Source organism: Methylomonas sp. MS20, assembly GCF_050275925.1.
Classification (GTDB): Bacteria; Pseudomonadota; Gammaproteobacteria; order Methylococcales; family Methylomonadaceae; genus Methylomonas; species Methylomonas koyamae_A.
In genome coordinates this window covers 3,504,944-3,518,325 of sequence record NZ_CP189962.1, presented here as the reverse complement: position 1 = coordinate 3,518,325, position 13,382 = coordinate 3,504,944, and the positions used below count along the sequence as shown (strand labels likewise).

Sequence of the window (13,382 nt, the reverse complement as noted above, 5' to 3'; positions counted from 1 at the left end):
ATTACCCAAACCTCCGGCCACCAGCCCAAGCAATCGGTATTCTGTCGGTTTAGTCAGTTTTGTCGGTAGGGGGTGGCCCGCATTTATAACGGGTGTCGATCACCAAGCCACTGCCTACCGGATTACCCAGACCATCCGGCCACCAGGCCAAGCAATCGGTATTCTGTCGGTTTAGTCAGTTTTGTCGGTAGGGGGTGGCTCGCGTTTTATGCGGTACCGATCCCGAAGCCGAAGCCTACCGGCTAGCCCGGCCATCCGGCCATCAATCCAGGCAATGGGTATTTTGTCGGTTTAGTCAGTTTTGTCGGTAGGGGGTGGCTCGCGTTTTATGCGGTACCGATCCCGAAGCCGACGCCTACCGGATAACCCAGGCCATCCGGCCGCCAGTCCAAGCAATGGGTATTTTGTCGGTTTAGTCAGTTTTGTCGGTAGGGGGTGGCTCGCGTTTTTAACGGGTATCGATCCCGAAGCTGAAGCCTACCGGATAGCCCGGCCATCCGGCCACCAGTCCAGACAATCGGCAATCATTGCGGCGCTTGCGGTTGCTCTGTATTGGTTGTCTGGTGGCGGGCAAGCTCAAGGGGTGGGGCGGGTCAAAAGTCTAGGGGTTGCCGGCCCCTTTGCGTCGCCCCTTTCTTGTTCATGCGCTCAGCGAATTAAATAGAAAAAACCCTGTCAATAAATACATAACATTCTGTTTTATATAAATAATAATAGAATTCTAATATAGTGTTTTTATATAAGCGCTGACAAAACCGACGCCGAACCCGACGGGGCGGGGGCGGGGGCGGGGGCGGGGGCGGGGGCGGGTCAAAAGTCTAGGGGTTGCCGATCCCTTTGCGTCGCCCTAGCTAAATTTTCGCCAGCTTAGTTTTTGCAAATTCAAAAAGCCCCAATGCCCCGGTGTTGGTGCGTGGGCAGTACCGGCCAACGGCCCGACCTCGATCCCGGCGCGCCGTGGCGGTCGGCAGGGTCGGGCAGCCGCACGAAAACGCGGGCCACCCCCTACCGACAAAACTGACTAAACCGACAAAACCCCTGTTGCCGACCACGGTACCCGCGCCGATCCGGTGGCAGGGCCGGCAATGTCTCGCCGGCTTCGATCCTGGCCCCAGGCTTGGCCGCCCCGGTGTTGGTGCGTGGACAGTGCCGGCCAACGGTCCGGCCTCGATCCCGGCGCGCCGTGGCGGTCGGCAGGCTCTGGCAGCCGCGCGAAAACGCGGGCCACCCCCTACCGACAAAACCGACAAAACCGACTAAACCGACTAAACCGACTAAACCGACTAAACCGACTAAACCCCTGTTGCCGACCACGGTACCCGCGCCGATCCGGTGGCAGGGCCGGCAATGTCTCGCCGGCTTCGATCCTGGCCCCAGGCTTGGCCGCCCCGGTGTTGGTGCGTGGACAGTGCCGGCCAACGGTCCGGCCTCGATCCCGGCGCGCCGTGGCGGTCGGCAGGCTCTGGCAGCCGCGCGAAAACGCGGGCCACCCCCTACCGACAAAACCGACTAAACCGACAAAACCCCGATTGCCGACCACGGCACCCGCGCCGATCCGGTGGCCGAGCTGGCGGCAGGCTCGGCAATGGCTCGCCGGCTTCGGTCATGGTCCCAGGCTTGGCCGCCCCGGTGTTGGTGCGTGGGCAGTACCGGCCAACGGCCCGGCCTTGATCCCGGCCCGCCGTGGCGGTCGGCATGCTCGGGCAGCCGCGCGAAAACGCGGGCCACCCCCTACCGACAAAACCGACTAAACCGACTAAACCGACTAAACCCCTGTTGCCGACCACGGTACCCGCGCCGATCCGGTGGCCGAGCTGGCGGCAGGCTCGGCAATGGCTCGCCGGCTTCGGTCATGGTCCCAGACTTGGCCGCCCCGGTGTTGGTGCGTGGGCAGTACCGGCCAACGGCTCGGCCTCGATCACGGCGCGCCGTGGCGGTCGGCAGGCTCTGGCAGTCGCGCGAAAGCGCGGGCCACCCCCTACCGACAAAACTGACTAAACCGACAAAACCCCGATTGCCGACCACGGCACCCGCGCCGATCCGGTGGCCGAGCTGGCGGCAAGCTCGGCAATGGCTCGCCGGCTTCGATCCTGGCCCCAGGCTTGGCCGCCCCGGTGTTGGTGCATAGGCAGTACCGGCCAACGGCCCGGCCTCGATCCCGGCGCGCCGTGGCGGTCGGCAGGCTCTGGCAGCCGCGCGAAAACGCGGGCCACCCCCTACCGACAAAACTGACTAAACCGACAAAACCCCTGTTGCCGACCACGGTACCCGCGCCGATCCGGTGGCTGAGCAGGCGGCAAGCTCGGCAATGGCCCGCCGGCTTCGGTCATGGTCCCAGGCTTGGCCGCCCGGTGTTGGTGCGTGGGCAGTACCGGCCAACGGCCCGGTCTTTATTCCGGCCCGCCGTGGCGGTCGGCAGGCTCTGGCAGCCGCGCGAAAACGCGGGCCACCCCCTACCGACAAAACCCCGATTGCCGACCACGGCACCCGCGCCGATCCGGTGGCCGGGTTGGCGGCAAGCTCGGCAATGGCTCGCCGGCTTCGGTCATGGTCCCAGGCTTGGCCGCCCCGGTGTTGGTGCATGGGCAGTACCGGCCAACGGTCCGGCCTCAATCATGGTGCGCCGTGGCGGTCGGCAGGCAAAAAAAAACCGGCCTAAGCCGGTTGGTTTTGGGGTGGGTTCTTACGGTCGATCATCGCAAAACCAGCGGGTTAATGTGAAAGCTCGGCAAAGGCCGCCGGCCCACTGCTTGCGGCTCTGGCGGCTGCTCCACTATCCAGCCCTCATAAGCCAGGATTTCCAACGCCTCTTTCACTGGTGCGCCCTTGCCTAAGCCGTGCCAGCCTTTGCGGTCAATGTCGCGGGTGGTAAACGGGTTCGGCAGGCCGCCGGCTTTGATCTTGCTGGCTAGTTTTACCGCCGCTTCCTGTTCCGGGCTTTCGGCCATCGCATAAATTCGCCGCGCGTGGCTTTCCAGGTAATCGCACCACGCCACCGCCAGCCGCGCCGCTGCTTCTGTGACCGGCCCGCCCGGTGCGCCGTTGGCAATGTCGATCAGGTGGAAAATCAGCGCCAAGCTCGGCATCAATGACCGAAACTTGCCGAAGTGCTCCACCATCAAGGGGTTTTCCTCGGTCGGTATCTTGCCGGTTTGCAGCTCGGTCAGCCACTCGAAAAACACTGCTTGCCCGGCTTCGTCGAAACGGTAATAAGGGCGGTCGTCGTGTTCGCGGTCGAAGTTGGCCCCGTGTTCGGCAAAGTCCATTTCCGCCAGCTTTTGCAGAATCACAAAGGCGCGGTGCTTGTGCTCCTTGTTGGGGGCGGTGTCGATCAATTGCCAGTTTTTCGGCTCATCCGGCCAAACGGCAAGCTGTAGTCGCTGAATCATGCCGTCGTTGCCGCCTTGTTGGGCTTGGTGTAGGTAGGCTTTCAGCTTGTCGGGCTGGATACCGCCTAACAGGCTGATACAGATTTGTTTTGCCTCGGTCACGCCTCTGGCAATCTTCACATCTGTATAAGCGCCGTTGCCGTTCCAGCCTTCCAGAAAGTAGGCGCGTTCGTCTGCTCCATCCTCACGATCCCACTTGACCAGTAAGCCGGTCAGCTCATCACGAAACACCAGCAAGCCGCGCGGGTTTTGCGCTTGTAAGCTGGTCATGCTCTGGATGGTGGTTTCATTGGTTTTGAATAGTCGCCGTGTCGGTTGCTGTTCGCTGGCTTCCAAGGCTTCCAGGTATTCAGCCCGCAACAGGTCAAGTTCGCGGCCGTCCATCGTGCTTTTCTTGGCCTCCTTATCTAGCCGGCTTTTCAGGTCTTTTTGTACCGCGCCGGCCACCATGCCTTCAAAATCAGCGCTCCGTTTTTCGCGCTCGAACATTTCACCATAGACAAATTGCAGCCGGTCAAGAATGCCTAACGCCTCTTTCATGCTTGGGCTTTTCAGACAGACCGAAGGCCGCCCGATACAGGCGCCCCATAAATTTGGGATAACTTCCCAGCCGTCGCGCTGCTTTGGGCGAATGCCGCAACCGGCCCCGATAACGCTGGAAAAAATCACGATGGTACTGATTACCGGAAAATCCGCCGGGGTTTGCATCCGGTGCGAGACATCGGCCAGCCAATCGCGGAAAGCCGAGGGGATTAACTCCGGAGCCATCGGTAAAACCGCCGGGATTTTCGGGCGGATTTCGCCGGGGTTGGCCCACGTGCCAAGGGTGGCCGTGTCCGGGTTGCCGGCAGGTGTTCGGGTGGCTTGGCTGGCGATCACTTCCCGAAGTTTGGCCTGTAAGGATTCGTGTAACGCGCCATCAATCGGCCCGAAACGATCCCAGCCAGTAACCCAGCCTTCCAGCCAGTCCACTACATCGCCACCTTTTTCAAGGTTCGGCAAGCAAACGATCTTAACCTTCGGCGGTTGCGGCAAGGCCGCCAGGCATTCGGCCACCTCCGCCGCGTATTTCTCGCCGGGTTCGTCAATATCCGGCAGGATATACACCGCGCCGAAGCCGTTTAGCGGTGTCCAGTCGGCTTTTCTGGCCGCTTGCGATCCGCCTAAGCTGGTGACGGCACAAAGGCCGATGGATTGCAGCGCCGCCGCGCATGGCTCGCCCTCAACGATAAAAACCGCCTTGGTTTTGTCATGCGCCGCCAGCCGATCCAGGCCAAACAAGGGGCGGGGGTCGGCATCGATACCGGGCATCCAATCCGCGCCGCGCCGCTTGAAAAACGGCACCACGTCTTTTTTCGCTCCCTCGGCTTGATAGCGGCCCACCGCGCCCAAGGCTTGGCCGTTGGTGTCGCGATATGTCCAGCCAAACACCAAAGGCTTGTTGCGGTAGTTTTTGGGTAGCTGTATCGTCATTCTAGCCCCCATTCGCGGGCCAGCTTTTCCAGGGCTTGCGGAAAGGTCAGGCCGTGGCGTTTTTGCTCGAACGCGATCACGTCGCCACCCGCCGCGCCGCAACTAAAACACTTGAAGCCGCCGGTTTGAGTATTCACGCGAAACGATCCGCGCTCGGTGTCGCCGTGAAACGGGCAAAGGCCGCCATCGTTCCAGCCGATCCGCTTTAGCGGTACATCGGGCAGGGCCGCGCGGTAATAGTCGGGCGGATTGATTGCCCGTTTAACGGTTTCGGATTTTATAGGCATGGGTCGGCCTCTCGTATTTGGTAAGCCTCGGCTATTTTTCCGGCGGCGTCGTAGTATTCGCATTCGGGGCAAAGGCCGCGGTCTGTAAGTTCTTCGCGGTCGGCATGTGTTCCGCATGATTTGCAGTTGTCCATGATGCGGGGTTGATGAAAAAAGCGCGATAAATCAGATTTTGGCGACATACTTAAACCTCCGCGCCGTGGGTGCGAGATTCAAGAAAAGCATCAAGTGCTGATTGCCGGTACTTCACTAGCCGCCCGACTTTGATAAACGGGATTGCATAGCGCTTTGTTGAGCGCCAAACATCAAGGGTGCCGGCTGATATACCGAGATATTCAGCCGCCGAAGCGTTGTCTAGCATCGCGTCTTTGGCTGTGTTTGGTTTGGGGGTGGTCGGTTTAACCATCTTAAAACCTCTATAGGTTGGTTGAAGATGGTGTATTTTTATTCAGCTAAGAAATTGTAATAAGGTAACGGGCGGGGGTGGTTCGTTACCCTAGATCGATTATTTGCGTTTTCTGCTCTTCTTCGGATTGCCAGCCTTTAAGGTTTCGTTGATCCATTGCCAAAGCTTGGGATTGAATAGTAGTTTTTCGCGCGGTTTTCTAAATTGAAAGGTGTGCAAGATTTTGTATTGAAGCGGGTTTTCTTCTAGCCCGTTTATTACTCGTTGGTAGGCTTTTTTTATTGTGTTTTCGCTGATTTCTAAGTTTTCCGGGGGTTGGTTTTCGATAATCGCCCCGGCCACCTCGTAAACATCGCTCCACGCAACCGGTTTTCTGTCGTCGCCTAATTCGAGATATTCGCCCCGCGCTTCTTTGATGGTGTCATAAATCTCAAAGTCCTTCATGTTTTGTCGGTATTTCTTAAACCAATCACGCCAGGATTTTAATTTGAGTTTGTTATCGGTCGTCAGCGCGTTAACGGCATCGTAAAGGCCATTTGCTGCCCATTTCGGCAATGGTTGGTTTTCGTGGTCGCACCAGTAAACCATCTCTTTTAACGCTCCAAGATTGCCGGTTTTATAGGCCTCTTCCAGTTGGTCAGCTTGGTCCTGGAAAAAGTCACGTTTTAAATAATACATGCCGTCATGAATCCAATCGGGGCTTGGTATTTCGTATTCGATACAAATCATTATCGCTTCTTTAACAGCTTCGCCAGGCCTGCTGCGAGGTGTGCGGTAATTTTTAAATTCAAACTCCAGGATTTTTAGGCGGTCTTCTGGGAATTCTTCGCCTTTATTTGACACTTTGGTCGCCCCTTCAAATTAAGCCGCGCTCGGCAAACGATAGCGGCTCGCCGTCGCCAATAATGAAATGGTCAAGGGTGCGAATATCAAACAGGGACAACGATGCTTTCAGTTGGTTGGTTATCGCTTTATCCGCCAGGCTTGGCTCTCTAATACCGCTCGGGTGGTTGTGGGCGAAAATGACCGCCGCCGCGTTAAGCTGTAGGCATCGCTTCGCCACTTCGCGCGGATAGACCGCCGCGCTGTCTATCGTGCCTCTAAAAAGCTCTTCGCACTCAATCGCCCGGTTTTGGTTGTCCAGGTATAGGCAAACGAATACTTCATGCTCCAGGCCACGCAATCGGGCTTTGAGATAGGCGCGGGTAATGTCCGGGCTAGTTATGGCTGATTCCCTAAAAACAGCCTTGTTTAGCAGTACCGAAGCCGCCTTGATGATTTGCTCTTCGGTCAAGGCTCGCCGCGCCCGATATTTGCCGGCGGTATCGGTGACAAAGTACGGCAGCTTTAGCGCCTTGGTTTCTGTAGAATGCTTTTTAGCCATGATTGCGCCTCCTGTAAGGTGCGGTTGTGGTTAGGGTCGGTAGGTGCTCGTAACACTTGCCGGCCCGATTTTGGGCAACTATCGCCCGGTTTTCTTCTTTGTTTGGGTTGTGATTTCCACCACTTCGCCCGCTGGTTTCAAGCCGGCAGCGGCCAGCATTGCGCCGGTTGCCCGGTCTACTGACTCGCGCACGGGGTCAAGGTCAAGCCGCGCATAAATCGCCGTTGTTGATGCTGACTTGTGATTAAGGCTTTTCCCGACTATCACCAATGACGCGCCGGTTTTGGCTTGCCAGCTTCCCAGGGTGCGGCGTAGGTCGTGAATCCGTAAGTTGTCGATTCCGGCCCGATCCAATACGCGCCGCCATGCTTTCTTAGGCTCGACTAAATGACCAGTCGCGCCAGTGCCAGGAAACACCCACACGCCAGCTTTATCGGCTTGCCGGTTGCGTAGGATTTCCAGCGCCTCGGCGGATAGGGTGACGGTTTGCGGCTCGCCGTTTTTGGTGGTGGGTATGCGCCACTCGGCTCGGTCAAAGTTTATCTGGCTCCATTGCATTTCTTGCACGTTCGAGCGCCGCGCCCCGGTCAGCAGGGAAATTAAAAAGTAATCGCGTAGGGTGTCGTTGGCTTCTTCGGCCAGGGCGGTAAAAAATGCCGGCAGTTCGTCGGACTGCAAAAAGCGGTCGCGCTTGGTTTCCGGGTATTTCTTGATACCGTGGGCAGGATTCGCGCCTTTGAATAGCTTACGCTCGGCAGCATAGCCGAATAGGCTGGAAGCCATCGCGATTACGCGGTTTGCCGTGGTGGGGTGTTCCTTGCCGATTTCAGCATGTAACTTGCCGAAGTCGGTGTCTTTGAATTGCGACAGTTTGCGCTTGCCCCACTTGCCCAGATACAGGCCGAAGTCGTAGCGGTAGCTTCGTTTGGTTTTCTCGGAAAGGAAAGCGCCGCGCTTGTTGCGCCGATGCTGTAAAAAGTCGTCGAACAGGTCTTGTAAGGTGGTTTCGGTCTTTAAGGCTCTGGCGTCGGTGTTGGGGTTAATGCCTTGAACAAGTAAGCCATTAAGCCGGGTGGTTTCGGTTCGGGCTTGCTCGATTGTCATATCCGGATAACGGCCTAACGTTACACGTTCGGGGCTTCCGTTTTTAACCCGACGAAACAAGGAAAAGGTTTTTGCGCCGTTGCTGGTGACGCGCAACTGTAGACCGTTGGTTTTCGTGTCGTGGTAGGTCGCCCGGTTGCCGGCTTCCGGTAGGGGCAGGGCATCCAATGCGGCCTTGGTAAAGTTGATTTTGTTATCTGCCATGTTCCCACCCTCTGGGGTTACAAATTATTCCGGGGTTACGCCGGGGTTACACAGTAGGTTAAATTTGATTAAATTTCGTGTAACCCCGTAAGGCTGATAATAGGTTGATTTTGTTGATTTGTAAAGCTTAGTTAAGGTTGGTTAATCAGCAGAAAATAGCGGGCCTTCAAATTTGTAATCAGCCGGTCGCGGGTTCGAGTCCCATCGCCAGCTCCATATATCAAAGGCTTAGGTGTTCCTCACCTAGGCCTTTTTTATTGCTTGGGACACTGATCGGACAATTCGAAATAAAAATCGCAACACTCCACAAAACAATGGGCCGGATTTTTTCCAAAAAATGCGCCTAATCCGCACCAACAAAACCGTATTGGTCGCAAGGTGTTGATAGATGCCGACAGCTTCGAGGCTTGGATAGCACAGCATTAAGGCGTGGTTTCGGATTTGTTGGAACTAACCAATTAGGTTAATATCTCAGGCATGGAGAAACAAACACCCCATTGTAAACTGTCGGTTATCAAGGCACTAATTGCCGACGGTAAGATTAGAACGACTAAAAGCGCACGAGAAGGCGCGGCGGCTTTGGGATTTGATTTTGATGACATGCTGGCGGTAATCCTGGAGTTAACTGGAGCGGATTTTTACCAAAGCATGAGCACCCATGCCGACCATAAGGTTTGGCAGGATGTTTACCGGCCTAAAACTGTGGCCGGCGATGTTTATTTGAAATTAACTGTCGTTGATGATGTGTTGGTCGTTTCGTTTAAGGAGTTGTGATTATGAAATGTCCGTCTTGCGGCGCTGCCGAGCTGGTGGGGGATACCCGAGACATGCCTTACATCTACAAAGGCGAGTCTACGATGATTCCCGACGTAACCGGCGAATTTTGCCCGGCCTGCGATGAAGTGATTACCGATGCCGACGAATCCCGGCGCACGATGGCTTTGATGATTGAATTCAACAAGCAGGTCAATGCGTCGATTGTTGACCCCAGCTTTATTGCCAGCGTCCGCAAAAAATTGGCACTCGACCAAAAGGAAGCATCGGAGATTTTCGGTGGCGGTATCAATGCCTTTTCCCGCTACGAGAACGGCAAAACCAAGCCACCGCTGGCGCTGGTCAAACTTCTAAAAGTCCTAGACCGACACCCGGATTTGTTGGACGAAGTTCGGACTGCTTAGCCTAGTTTTGGGCGTTGTCCCGTGGGACACCGGCGGGGCACTCAGAGATAAAAAGCCGCAGTCATTGAGCATAAGCGTTGCTCTTAGATGCCTGTAACATCGTCAACAGCTATTTAATCTCGTCCAGGCTCAAATACTTCAGCTCGAATTCGTCAATTTTAAGCCTCTTGACCTTGCCGATAGGATTAGGCTCCAACCAGTCGCCCAAGCGGCCCAGCCGTTAAAAATCGCGTTTAGATAAGTCTGCTCGTGATTGATCGTATTGGCCGACACGCCGGCCGCTAATCGCTCTTTGCGATATACTAAAAACAAATCCGCGTCGATCTCGATGGCTCTTGGATTCTACAACCGGCCGCACATGTTCTGGATCATCAACAGCCGGTTTTCGCCGTCCTTCAAATGCCGGCCTTAAGACTGATACCACGTGTCAATCTACTCCGACAAACGCCGGCTATCCTTCGGTTGCTGCTCCCCATCCGGTCGATGGATCTTGCTCGCCTTAACCCAAGCCTTCCAACGCAATGCCTCCGCCTTCGTCGGAAAGCTCTTCCGATACTGCTTACCGCTAATCCCGTTCGGACGAATATCGGCAAACCATTCGCTCGAATCCTGTTTCCTAATACTCGTCGTGTAAGAAGGTTTCCCAATCCAACTTAAAGCAAGCCGACTAAGTTGCCATACTCCGAACTGGCAATGATTTGTTGCGCGCCTTTTTTATACACGTCGACATGATCGGTATCGTCCAGGTCGTAATCTTCGGGGCTCTCATAATCCAGGCGGAACAATTGAATATTCGGCAGCTTTTTGCAGATATACCTCGCAGCCATCTCCTGAACCGTGGTCGATTCGTCGCGCGCCTGATTGGCGATAAATTTAATCGCTTGGCCAATGTCAGAAATGTCTTTCGATTGGCTATAAGGCGTGAATTTGGTTTTGCTTCCAGTACCGAGCGAAATAATAACAACGTCGTCGTGCTCCCAGCCTTGCGCTAGAATTTCCGCTAACACAAAGTCCAGCGTGCAATTCTGTGTGCCTTGTCCGCCGTCTTGAAACGATGCGCCTGCTTCCGGATAACTGTTGGGCGGAGTGCTGTTGTCTAAACGTGTCCAGGTGTAATTTGGTACATTGATCTTGCCGAAATAGTACGCCGCCGACAATGCCGACCATGCAATCGCATCGGCGAGTTGAATGCTTTGGTCGTGTGGATCGTAAGACTTAATGAAGTGTGTTCGATGGCTGGAGAGGTTATAAGCCGTCGTCATCAGCCTCAAAGTGTTGGGCAACTGGCCTAGCGTAACATTGGCATTCTGAGATGCCGAAAAGCTTTGCAAAATAGCATTCAACTTATTGATGAAAGGCTGCCGTTGAAACTTTGGCTTTAAAAATCGGGTGTAAATCGGATTTTTGCTATTATTGAAAAGATCGACACCGTCAATCGAATAAAACTTATCAATATTCGCCGCATCGACCCCAGCAGCCACAAAACCCGCCATAATCGCGCCGGTGCTCGTGCCGCAGCACAAAGTCAGCATGTCCCGCAGCAGAAAATGATTATTGCCGTGTTTCGCTCTTAAATCGGTTTCCAGTCGATGTAAAACTATGGCGGGCGTAATCCCCAAAATGCCGCCACCGTCAACTTGCAAAATTACTCTTTTAGCCATGACCCACTCCCCTTATTAGTGTTGTTGGAAATTAGAATAAATTTATTTTGCGAGGCTTGCCTTATTGATTTTTGAATCAAATAAGATTTCCGGTCTCTATCATGAAGGCTTGTTCGACAGCAATCACTAAAGAAGCTGGCAGTTATCGCTCAGCCGTTTCTAATACGTCCATTTTAATCAAGCGAGTGTTACGCAATTATGACTAATATAAATCCTTCCATTTGACGCCAACCGCGCCTCGTACCATTTATCCACTAACCCCGGAAGCCGTCGGCTACCCTTAGGAGGTGGTTCCCAGTGCGGCCGTTGCGTCTTGTTCGCCTTAACCCAAGCCTCCCAACGCAAGGCTTCCGCCTTGGTCGGAAAGCTATTCCGGTACCGCTTCCCGCCAACCCCGTTTGGGCGAATATCGGCAAACCATTCGCCGGATTCGAGTTTTTTAACGCTCATAAGTTAATTGGAAAATAAATTTGTTTGTTTTGAAATTCTCATGTCATCTATTAGTTTGTGGAATAGCTCGCTTTCTCCGCTAGTGCCTGGTTTGAAATTATCGATAGTAAAGTCTTCATCATCTAATTGAACTTTTGCAAACAAATTGTCGAACTCTTCTTTGGTGGGTATTTTTTTATACGCAACTAATTCATCGGTTAAAATTACTTTCAAAGCTCGCATAAGTGCTCTAAATCCATTGGATTTATTAAGGATTTTACCTTTTTCTTTTGATTCCCATGCATTAGGCCATCTATCTCTAGCTGATTCGAAATAGCGAAATAAAATATCCGCTATTTTCATATCCTCGTTATTTACAAAAAATGGTCTTAGCGGGTGTTTTTCAATTTCAATTTGAGTTGGGGTTGGTAGTCGATTCCCACGTTTTAGAATATCGCGATCTAAACTAGGATCTGACGAGATAAGTTTTAATAAAGCTTCAACAAATGTTGCCTGATTTAGTGTTTCAAAATTACGACCTGGCGTAGCGGTTCCAAGCCGCTTAATCCTTTGAAACATTGGGCTAGATTTAAGTTGGTCTAAAGCAACGGCGATATTATGGCAAGTCTTTTGTGGGCTTCGAGTTTTACTCAGTTCTGATAAGTCATATGCAAGGCTTCTATTTACTTTGGTTTGAGCTAGGTTTACGGTGGAAAAAATATAGGCTTGATCTTCAATGTCGATGTCAATAAAAATGCTTACGTTTACCTCAAAGTTGTCGTTGGGATAGCCTATTAAGCCTGCAATTCTATGTTGCCCATCTAAGACTTTTGCAATGCTGCGATAGTAAATTGGCTCTAATTCGCATTCTGGATTTGGGTCATTTTTCAGCGTAAGTTTATTCTTGTCTGCGTCGAAGCTCGCGCAACGACTTTCTATGGCCAGAATTACTGCTGTAGGAAAGCATGCATCTAGGGTTCTAACATACGTTTGAAGTTCGGTCACTCTTGATGGGCTAAGTGGGCGTTGTATTCCAAGATATGTTTCAATGTCTCGTTCTTTTAGCATGCGTCGGACATCGAAATGGGCGATATCACATAATAAATTCGAGGGAATTGAGGCTATTAAGAAATCGCCAATTGGTTGTTTTACTGTTATTGCATTAACAGTAAATTCAACAATATCTTCTTCGTGTTTTAATAAGCTCATTGTTGATTCCCTAAATGTTTTTCAAATTCCGTCGTAAAATTTGTCTGCTCACTATTGCTTTTTTGATTTTCAATATGTGTCCGATATTGGTTGACAAACGAAACTTCACTAGACCTTAAGTCCATCTCATTAACTGGAGGCGTCCTTAATCTGTGATAAACAAGTGCCAAATAACGGAAGATTAAGGCAATTAATGTTAATATTACCGATATTGTAAAAACTAATTCATTTTCCTTTACCGCATGAGCTTTCATTAGTGCAAAAAGGGCAGCGCTTGTTACTACAATCAGTGTTACGACTGTTGAAATCGGTAATTTATGCGGAAAGGGTCTATTTTCATTTGGGTCGTAATTTATTAAATACAATATTGGTGCAAGCATTGATATGGTGAATACTAAAAGTTCACCATTTTTGAAGGTGCTTATACCATATTCATATAAATCTTTTTGTTCTGAACCTGAATCAGTAGTTACATATAAAGTAAGAGTCCCCAAAGCAAATGGAAGTATTGACCAGCAAATTAAATATGAAAATTCATATAGTGCTTCAGCGTATGTCTTTCTTCCGGCTTTAAAAAGCGCGCCAATTAGCCATGTATTAGAAATTAAAGAAATGAATTTATCCATGTAAAGCGTTATTTTTTCCATTATCATATTTG

The 13,382-nt window shown here is 52.4% G+C and carries 12 protein-coding genes; 2 read left to right on the top strand and 10 right to left on the bottom strand.

Annotation, left to right across the window (positions count from 1 at the left end; translation table 11 throughout):
• Positions 1-2,693: 2,693 nt before the first annotated feature.
• The 6 genes from ACQE3D_RS15685 to ACQE3D_RS15660 form a co-directional block, all read right to left on the bottom strand.
• The gene (locus tag ACQE3D_RS15685) at positions 2,694-4,862 is read right to left on the bottom strand and encodes a DUF3987 domain-containing protein (protein ID WP_313729794.1); all 2,169 of its coding nucleotides are present in this window, start codon (positions 4,860-4,862) and stop codon (positions 2,694-2,696) included.
• Positions 4,859-5,149: a CHC2 zinc finger domain-containing protein gene (locus tag ACQE3D_RS15680; RefSeq protein ID WP_313729795.1), complete on the bottom strand. Its 291-nt coding sequence runs from the start codon at positions 5,147-5,149 to the stop codon at positions 4,859-4,861. Before ACQE3D_RS15680 ends, ACQE3D_RS15685 begins: the two co-directional genes overlap by 4 nt.
• Positions 5,150-5,333: 184 nt before the next feature.
• Entirely contained in the window at positions 5,334-5,555 is a 222-nt protein-coding gene (locus ACQE3D_RS15675) for a helix-turn-helix domain-containing protein (RefSeq protein ID WP_313729796.1), read from the bottom strand.
• A gap of 99 nt (positions 5,556-5,654) precedes the next feature.
• Positions 5,655-6,398, bottom strand: coding sequence for a hypothetical protein (locus tag ACQE3D_RS15670; RefSeq protein WP_313729797.1), 744 nt, complete (start codon positions 6,396-6,398; stop codon positions 5,655-5,657).
• A 13-nt stretch (positions 6,399-6,411) separates the two neighbouring features.
• On the bottom strand, positions 6,412-6,939 hold the full coding sequence (radC, locus tag ACQE3D_RS15665; RefSeq protein WP_427550984.1) for a RadC family protein: 528 nt from the start codon (positions 6,937-6,939) through the stop codon (positions 6,412-6,414).
• Positions 6,940-7,017: 78 nt separating this feature from the next.
• A complete protein-coding gene (locus ACQE3D_RS15660) occupies positions 7,018-8,247 on the bottom strand; it encodes a tyrosine-type recombinase/integrase (protein WP_313729799.1) in 1,230 nt (409 codons plus the stop codon).
• Positions 8,248-8,724: 477 nt separating this feature from the next.
• Here ACQE3D_RS15660 and ACQE3D_RS15655 point away from each other — a divergent pair, with 477 nt between their 5' ends.
• Positions 8,725-9,021 (top strand): type II toxin-antitoxin system MqsR family toxin, encoded by a 297-nt coding sequence (locus ACQE3D_RS15655; RefSeq protein ID WP_064028735.1) that lies wholly within the window; start codon positions 8,725-8,727, stop codon positions 9,019-9,021.
• 2 nt (positions 9,022-9,023) lie between these two features.
• Positions 9,024-9,425: a type II toxin-antitoxin system MqsA family antitoxin gene (locus tag ACQE3D_RS15650; RefSeq protein WP_064028737.1), complete on the top strand. Its 402-nt coding sequence runs from the start codon at positions 9,024-9,026 to the stop codon at positions 9,423-9,425.
• 138 nt (positions 9,426-9,563) lie between these two features.
• Here the strand turns inward: ACQE3D_RS15650 and ACQE3D_RS15645 are convergent, their stop codons facing one another.
• The 4 genes from ACQE3D_RS15645 to ACQE3D_RS15630 all read right to left on the bottom strand — a co-directional run bounded on the left by ACQE3D_RS15645 (position 9,564) and on the right by ACQE3D_RS15630 (position 13,371).
• Positions 9,564-9,755, bottom strand: coding sequence for a phage integrase (locus ACQE3D_RS15645; RefSeq protein ID WP_419866216.1), 192 nt, complete (start codon positions 9,753-9,755; stop codon positions 9,564-9,566).
• 323 nt (positions 9,756-10,078) lie between these two features.
• Positions 10,079-11,086, bottom strand: a complete 1,008-nt coding sequence (locus ACQE3D_RS15640) for a patatin-like phospholipase family protein (RefSeq protein ID WP_313729800.1) — start codon at positions 11,084-11,086, stop codon at positions 10,079-10,081.
• A gap of 453 nt (positions 11,087-11,539) precedes the next feature.
• The gene (locus ACQE3D_RS15635; protein ID WP_313729801.1) at positions 11,540-12,724 is read right to left on the bottom strand and encodes a DGQHR domain-containing protein; all 1,185 of its coding nucleotides are present in this window, start codon (positions 12,722-12,724) and stop codon (positions 11,540-11,542) included.
• A complete protein-coding gene (locus ACQE3D_RS15630) occupies positions 12,721-13,371 on the bottom strand; it encodes a hypothetical protein (protein ID WP_313729802.1) in 651 nt (216 codons plus the stop codon). The genes ACQE3D_RS15635 and ACQE3D_RS15630 overlap by 4 nt, the downstream gene beginning before the upstream one ends.
• Positions 13,372-13,382: the final 11 nt, after the last annotated feature.